Origin of the sequence: Bradyrhizobium sp. DOA1 (assembly GCF_001593325.1) — a bacterium.
GTDB lineage: Bacteria > Pseudomonadota > Alphaproteobacteria > Rhizobiales > Xanthobacteraceae > Bradyrhizobium.
This window is the reverse complement of sequence record NZ_JXJM01000001.1, coordinates 2,545,946-2,551,997: the sequence shown is the minus strand read 5'-3', so window position 1 is coordinate 2,551,997 and position 6,052 is coordinate 2,545,946. Positions and strand designations below refer to the sequence as shown.

The 6,052-nt window shown below is 65.2% G+C and carries 7 protein-coding genes; 2 read left to right on the top strand and 5 right to left on the bottom strand.

The genetic code is table 11. The features are described 5' to 3' along the window. Window positions 1-439 (top strand): SPOR domain-containing protein (locus SE91_RS12085; protein WP_197489456.1); only part of this gene is annotated, 439 nt, incomplete at its 5' end. A 225-nt stretch (window positions 440-664) separates the two neighbouring features. On the opposite strand, the gene SE91_RS12080 is transcribed toward SE91_RS12085, so the two are convergent. The 4 genes from SE91_RS12080 to SE91_RS12065 all read right to left on the bottom strand — a co-directional run bounded on the left by SE91_RS12080 (window position 665) and on the right by SE91_RS12065 (window position 4,453). Then, entirely contained in the window at window positions 665-1,390 is a 726-nt protein-coding gene (locus SE91_RS12080) for a DnaJ domain-containing protein (RefSeq protein WP_008548662.1), read from the bottom strand. A 66-nt stretch (window positions 1,391-1,456) separates the two neighbouring features. Then, complete coding sequence (locus SE91_RS12075; protein ID WP_061847757.1) at window positions 1,457-2,200, bottom strand: vWA domain-containing protein; 744 nt, start codon at window positions 2,198-2,200, stop codon at window positions 1,457-1,459. Between the two features lie 123 nt (window positions 2,201-2,323). Next, window positions 2,324-3,184, bottom strand: coding sequence for an alpha/beta fold hydrolase (locus tag SE91_RS12070; RefSeq protein ID WP_008548666.1), 861 nt, complete (start codon window positions 3,182-3,184; stop codon window positions 2,324-2,326). A 345-nt stretch (window positions 3,185-3,529) separates the two neighbouring features. After that, the gene (locus SE91_RS12065; protein ID WP_061847756.1) at window positions 3,530-4,453 is read right to left on the bottom strand and encodes a division plane positioning ATPase MipZ; all 924 of its coding nucleotides are present in this window, start codon (window positions 4,451-4,453) and stop codon (window positions 3,530-3,532) included. Window positions 4,454-4,734: 281 nt separating this feature from the next. Here SE91_RS12065 and panC point away from each other — a divergent pair, with 281 nt between their 5' ends. Next, on the top strand, window positions 4,735-5,586 hold the full coding sequence (panC, locus tag SE91_RS12060; protein WP_061847755.1) for a pantoate--beta-alanine ligase: 852 nt from the start codon (window positions 4,735-4,737) through the stop codon (window positions 5,584-5,586). Here the strand turns inward: panC and SE91_RS12055 are convergent. Beyond that, entirely contained in the window at window positions 5,583-6,023 is a 441-nt protein-coding gene (locus SE91_RS12055) for a DUF1489 family protein (protein ID WP_061847754.1), read from the bottom strand. The two genes, panC and SE91_RS12055, sit on opposite strands and share 4 nt — an antisense overlap. Window positions 6,024-6,052: the final 29 nt, after the last annotated feature.

Here is a 6,052-nt window from a genome sequence, read left to right as displayed (position 1 = left end):
GGAAGCGCCGAAGGCCGAGATCGCCCGCACCGAGCTGCCGCGCCAGCCGGCGGGCTTCGGCACCGGTAACGGCATCCTCGGGGTGCTGCCGGCCGCAACCGCCTCCGCGCCCGCCGCTCCGAAGCTCGCTTCCGCCGACCCGGCGCCGCAGCCGATCCAGATGAGCGCCACGACCAAGCCGGCCGTCACCCACAGCGGCTGGATCGTCCAGGTCGGCGCGCTCGAGAGCGAAACCGAAGCCAAGCAGCGCATCGACGCCGCCCGCAGCTCGGCCCGCGGCCTGCTGAGCAAGGCCGACCCATTCACCGAGCCGGTCGTCGCCAAGGACAACCGCAAGCTCTACCGCGCCCGCTTCGCTGGCCTTGAGCGCGACCAGGCCGAAGCCGTCTGCCGCACCCTCAAGCGCGCCGAGATCTCCTGCATCACCGTCCGCAACTGATCTCTTCACCGGTTCGGAACAAAATGCCCGCGCCTTGCGCGGGCATTTTTATTTCCGGAGATGCGGCAATGCCGAGGCTGCTCCCCGACAACCTCTCGTCAAGGATTTACGGTTAAAACTTTGCTCAAGGGATCGACCACGCCGACAAAGGGCGGGCATCGGGGCGACGGCAAACGGAGCAAGCGGAGCTCACACGGTACGGGCGTTTGTGGCGTGGTGCCGGAGTTAGCCGTTATGCGTACGAAGCAGAGTATCCTTGGCCTCGTTTACACGGGCAGCGAGATACGTCGAGCCCCCTTGGTCGGGATGGAGTTTCTTCATCAGGGACTTGTGAGCCCTGCTGATGTCGTCGCGCCCCGCGCCCGGCTGCAAGCCAAGGATCTGATAGGCTTCCTCCGTCGTCATTTTGCCGCTCGCCGCCGTGCGGCGCTGCCGCCCTGTCGCATCGGCTTGCGCGTTCTGACGCCAAGCGGGAAACCGGCGGTCCAGATAGCTTTCAAGTAAGGCCACGCTCTCGGCATCGAACGCCGGCACCAGCGCCAGCAGTCCGGCGAGATCGAAGTCGCCGAGATCGCGCCCGGCGTGAGGTCCGGCAACGATCCGGCCGTTCAATTGGCCGGTGTCGTGGTCGAGCCGCATGTCGAGGAATTGCGAGCGCACCCGCGAGGCCTGTCCGGACGGGCGCGTTGCGCCGCCGCCGAACAGCCCGCCGACATTGCCGAACCCCGCGTTGGCCAGCGGTGTCCAGCCGAGCAGCCCGGCGCCGAAGAGTCCGAGCGGAATCGCGACCGCCAGCTCGCCCCGCAGGCCCGTGAACGCGGCGACCGCCAGCGCCAACACCCCGCCGCCGAATTTGAGAACGCGCGCCAACGCCGCCGGATTGGCGGAGCGGAACATCTGGAGCAGCAGGTAAAGCGTGATAACAGCGACGGCGCCGGCAATCAGGGTCATGCCCCGAATATAGTCGCCCTGCCGGCAAAATGCATCGCGTCTGCCGCCGCAGCGGCCGCACCATCGCTACTTCATCTGGCCGATCAGCTTGGCAGCGCCGCTCGCCGTCTTCGCCAATGCCAACAGCGCGTCGCGGCCGCCGGCCGCGTAAGCCGCGGCGGCCCGCAACAGCTCGCGCAGCTGCGCCGCAGCACCGGGATCGAACCGGCACCAGGCCCCACCGGTCAAGCGCGCGATCTCGCGAAAGGCCTGCTCGGCCACGGCATCATGGCCCTCCTGAAACACGAACACCGGCACCTTGAGCATGCCGAGCTCGCCGGCCTTGGCACAGAGCTCGTCGACCCTCTCCTCCATCGCATCGCCGACGAAGACCACCGCACGCACGCCGGATGCGACCGCCTCGCGCCTCGCCTCGCTCAGCACCTTGCCGATCTGGGTGTCGCCGCCGCGGCAATCGATCTTGCTCATCAGCGCCGCGAGCTTCGCGCTATCGGAGATCCACGCGGTGGCGCGGCACTCGTCGAAACCGCGATAATAGACCAGCCGGATGTCGAGACTGCCGAGCGCCGCGGTCTCGCGAAACATGTCGGCCTGGAGTGCACAGGCCATGTCCCAGGTCGGCTGCCGGCTCATCGTCGCATCCAGCGCGAAGATCAGCCGTCCTTTCGCCCCGGGCGCATGCGGTGACAGCGCGCGCGCCTTGGCGACGAAGGCGGCAATGTCCTCCGAGGTCGAGGTACCGGCCTGCGGCACCGCGCCGGTCTTCGTCGAGACGGCATCACCGCGCGGCTTGGTAGGTTCGCCCGACATCTCTGCTCAATCCTGCCTGGGCGATTCATGTGGTGAGCACGTGGAGCCCGGTCAATGTGCAAAGCCTCCGCGGGCAGATGCCGGCGGAGGCTTTTGGAAAAAGTGCCGATGTCGAGGAAGGCGTCAGCTCTTTGCGGGCGCCATCAGTGCGACCGGCCCGGGCTCGAGGATCTTGGGCGGCGACGATTGCGTATCCACCGGTCTCACTTCGCTGTCGGTCATGCTCAAGAATTTGTCGAGCATGCTCTGGATCGAATTCTTGGCCGCATCCGGACCGGTGTCGCGCATGTCGTTATGCTGGAATTCGGTCTTCACGACCTGAATGCCCGCCTTCTCGCATTCCTCGTCCGTGGGGATCACGCCCGCATCGGCCTTGAACTGAGGATCGGTCGACCGGAACGACAGGATCTTGAACTTGCCCGCGGTGACGAAGGGAACGCGCAGATTGTCGAGCGTGACGACCTTCTTGACCTCATCCGGGTACTGCTTGGCGAAGTACATCGTGATGTCACCGCCCATGGAATGGCCGACCATGGTCACCTGGTCGTAGTCGGCGTTGGGCTGAACCTTTTTCATCTCCTGCATCGCGAGATGAATGTTGGCAACGCCGCGCAGGATCTGCGGCAGGCGGCCGACATAGAGCTCGCCCGGCTTGGTCACCATCGGAGGATCGGTCGGCAGATCATGCTGCGGGCTCAGGACCATGTAGCCGCGCGCAGCGAAGATGTTGGCGAGAAAGCCGTACTCGGTGTTCTTGACGGTGTTGCCATGGTTGATCACGGCGACCGGCAGCGTGATCATGCCGGCATTGGCCTGCATTTCCTTGTCGCGGCGCACCGCGACCTGGACGGGCACGGGACGATTGTCGCGCGAAGCGTCGTAGAAGGTGATGGTCTCGTGCTTGATCGCCCACTTGCTCGCCGTGAAATAGGCGATGCCGCAGAGGGCACTGACGGAAACCAGAACGGCAATTCCACGCTTCATTTTCGTCCTCAGCCGCAGGCTCTTGCGGCCTGATCCCTGTTGAAAATCGTGTTCTCCGGGGCTCTGTGTCCCCTTGTCGCCTATTCCCTAATATATGTCACAGCAGCGTGACAGGAAGGCTAAATATTGTGACCTGGCAGCCCTTTCATTGTGCGTTGCACGCGTTTCGTGAGCACCCCGTTCTCAGAAGGGCTACGTCTGGGTACAGGTCCCCATCTGACGCAACCGGTGTCGATCGGGTTCGATTTGCAGTAACCGTCGGATGAAAACGCGTCGGGCGCCGGGCGGGTTCCCGCGGCAAAACGGCCGCGCGGACCGAGCAGAAGTAGCAATATACCGCCGGCCTCAGGCGCCCAGGATGTCGTGGACTTCGAGCGGCTTATCGACCTGATTGAACCACTCGGCGCGATTGGCGGCGCGGCGGCGGCCGCGCTCGTCCAGCGGCAGCTTGAGTTGGCGGAGCAGGCTCGTCACCTCCTCCCGCGCGGTGAGATGGCCGAGATTGGGCCGCATGCCGAGCGTGGCCTCGTCGATCTCGTCGAGGGCGGTCAGGCCGCGCGGGAAGAATTCGCGATAGACGACGCGCTCGGCGAAGCCGTCGACGTAGCGGAAGCCGAGCCGCAGCGACAAATCCTTCAGCCCCTCGGCGACCAGTTGCTTGTTGCGGGAGCCGAGCATGGACAGGCGATTGCGCACGACGATCCAGTCCGTGGTCGCGCCGTCGAGCTGGCGGCGCTTGCGCCTGACGTCGCGCACCATCTCGGCGTAATGGCTCTCCCCGGTGACCGCGTAATTGGTGGGATCGACGGTGCCGAGCACGTCGAAGTCGAGGAAGCTGTCGTTGATCGGCGTCACCAAGGTGTCGGCCATCGAATGCGCGAGCCGCATCAGGTAGCTGTCGGTGCCTGGCGTATCGATGACGATGAAGTCGAAGCTGCTCTCGACCGCCGAGACCGCCTCCATGAATTGCTGGAACTCGGAATTCTCATTCTCGGCGATCTGCATGGTCTCGCCGAGCTTGATGCAGCGATGCACCGGGAGTTCGAGGTGGAGGTCGGTACGGCGCGCCCAGGCGGACCGGTTGCTGATGTAGCGCGTGAAGCTCTGCTGGCGGCAATCGAGGTCGATGGTGGCGACGCGCTGACCGGCCTTCAGAAGCGCAACCGCGATGTGCAGGGCGGTGGTCGATTTGCCGGAGCCGCCCTTCTCGTTGCCGAGCACGACCACATGCGCCGAGCCCGATTGGCCTTGGCTAGCCTGCACAAGCATAGTGATCCTCGACACCCCTAACGAATATCTTCGAGTTGACTGCGTCTGCGGTCAAGTGAAATGCGTGACAGGTCATGCAAATTGCAGAGCGCCGTTCCTCATGATGAATCGCGGCGCCAATATTCATCTGTGGTCCAGCCACAATGTCGCGACAATCAGCGCGGCCTTGCGCGGGATGCTGTGCCGCATCCGGATGCATAGCGTCTACGATCGCCGCTTGTTAAGGTTAGCCGGTCGAGCCCGCCTCACCCGCACTGATTCCCAACCCCCGTCGAGTTCTGATGTCTTCAAGCCCCTTGATCGCTCGCACGGTCCCCGCCTTGCGCCGCGCCGTCGACAATCTCCGCAAGCGAAAGGCCACGATCGCACTGGTCCCGACCATGGGCGCGCTCCATGACGGGCATGTGTCGCTGGTCCGCCTCGCCAAGCGGCGCGCGAGTCGCGTCGTGGTGTCGATCTTCGTCAACCCGACGCAGTTCGCCCCGACGGAGGACTTCGGCGCGTATCCGCGCACCTGGAAGTCCGACATCGCCAAGCTCGCGGCCGAGGGCGTCGATGTGGTCTGGCATCCCGGCGTCGCCGCCATGTATCCGGAGGGCTTTGCCACCCGCATCGTGCCGGAAGGGCCGGCACTGGCCGGGCTCGAGGACCGCTTCCGGCCGCATTTCTTCGGCGGCGTCGCCACCGTCGTCGGCAAGCTGTTCACGCAATGCCGGCCGGATGTCGCGATCTTCGGCGAAAAGGATTTCCAGCAGCTGCGGGTGGTCACGCAGATGGCAGGCGATCTCGACCTCGGCGTCAGGGTGATCGGCTCCCGCACCGTGCGCGAGCGCGACGGACTCGCGATGTCCTCGCGCAACGTCTATCTCTCACCCGAGGAGCGGCAGACCGCCCCCACTCTTTACCGCGCCATGAAGGAGAGCGCGCGGCGGATCAAGGCCGGCGATGCCATCGCGCCGGCGATGGCGGGCGGCGCCGAGATGATCAAGGCGGCCGGCTTCGTGCTCGATTATTTCGAGGTGCGCCATGCGGCAACGCTGGCACCGGTCACCTCGCGCAAGGACGGCCCGTTGCGGCTCCTGGTCGCGGCCAAGCTCGGCAGCACCCGGCTGATCGACAATATCGCGGTTTAGAGCAGGCCGAGATCGCGCAGCTCGCGCCGCATCGGCTCCGGCATCGCAGCGATCGAGCCTGCGGCGGACTTGCCGAGATCGGCCGGCACGGAAACGTCGGTGAGATAGCGCCAGCCCTGGAACGGGCGCATCGGCCGCGGCGATACCGAGATCACCTTCGGCTGCATCACGATCCGGCAGCGCCCGATGCCGTCCTTGTCGCGGAACGGCTCGATGCCGATGATCTTCTCCCGCGCGGCGATCTCGCCCTTGATCACCCAATAGAGCGAACCGCCCGCCAGGATCTCGGCGTCGCGCTTGGGCACCATGCGGGTGATGTGGACGTGACGTTGCGGCAGACCTTTCTTCTTGGCGGTCTGCATCCGTTCGGCGATCCACTCCTTCAATTCCTTGACGGAGTCACAGCCGACGGCGAGCTTGATCAGATGTAGCGGCATGCCTCAGCATTAGCTGGGCAGCCACGCAT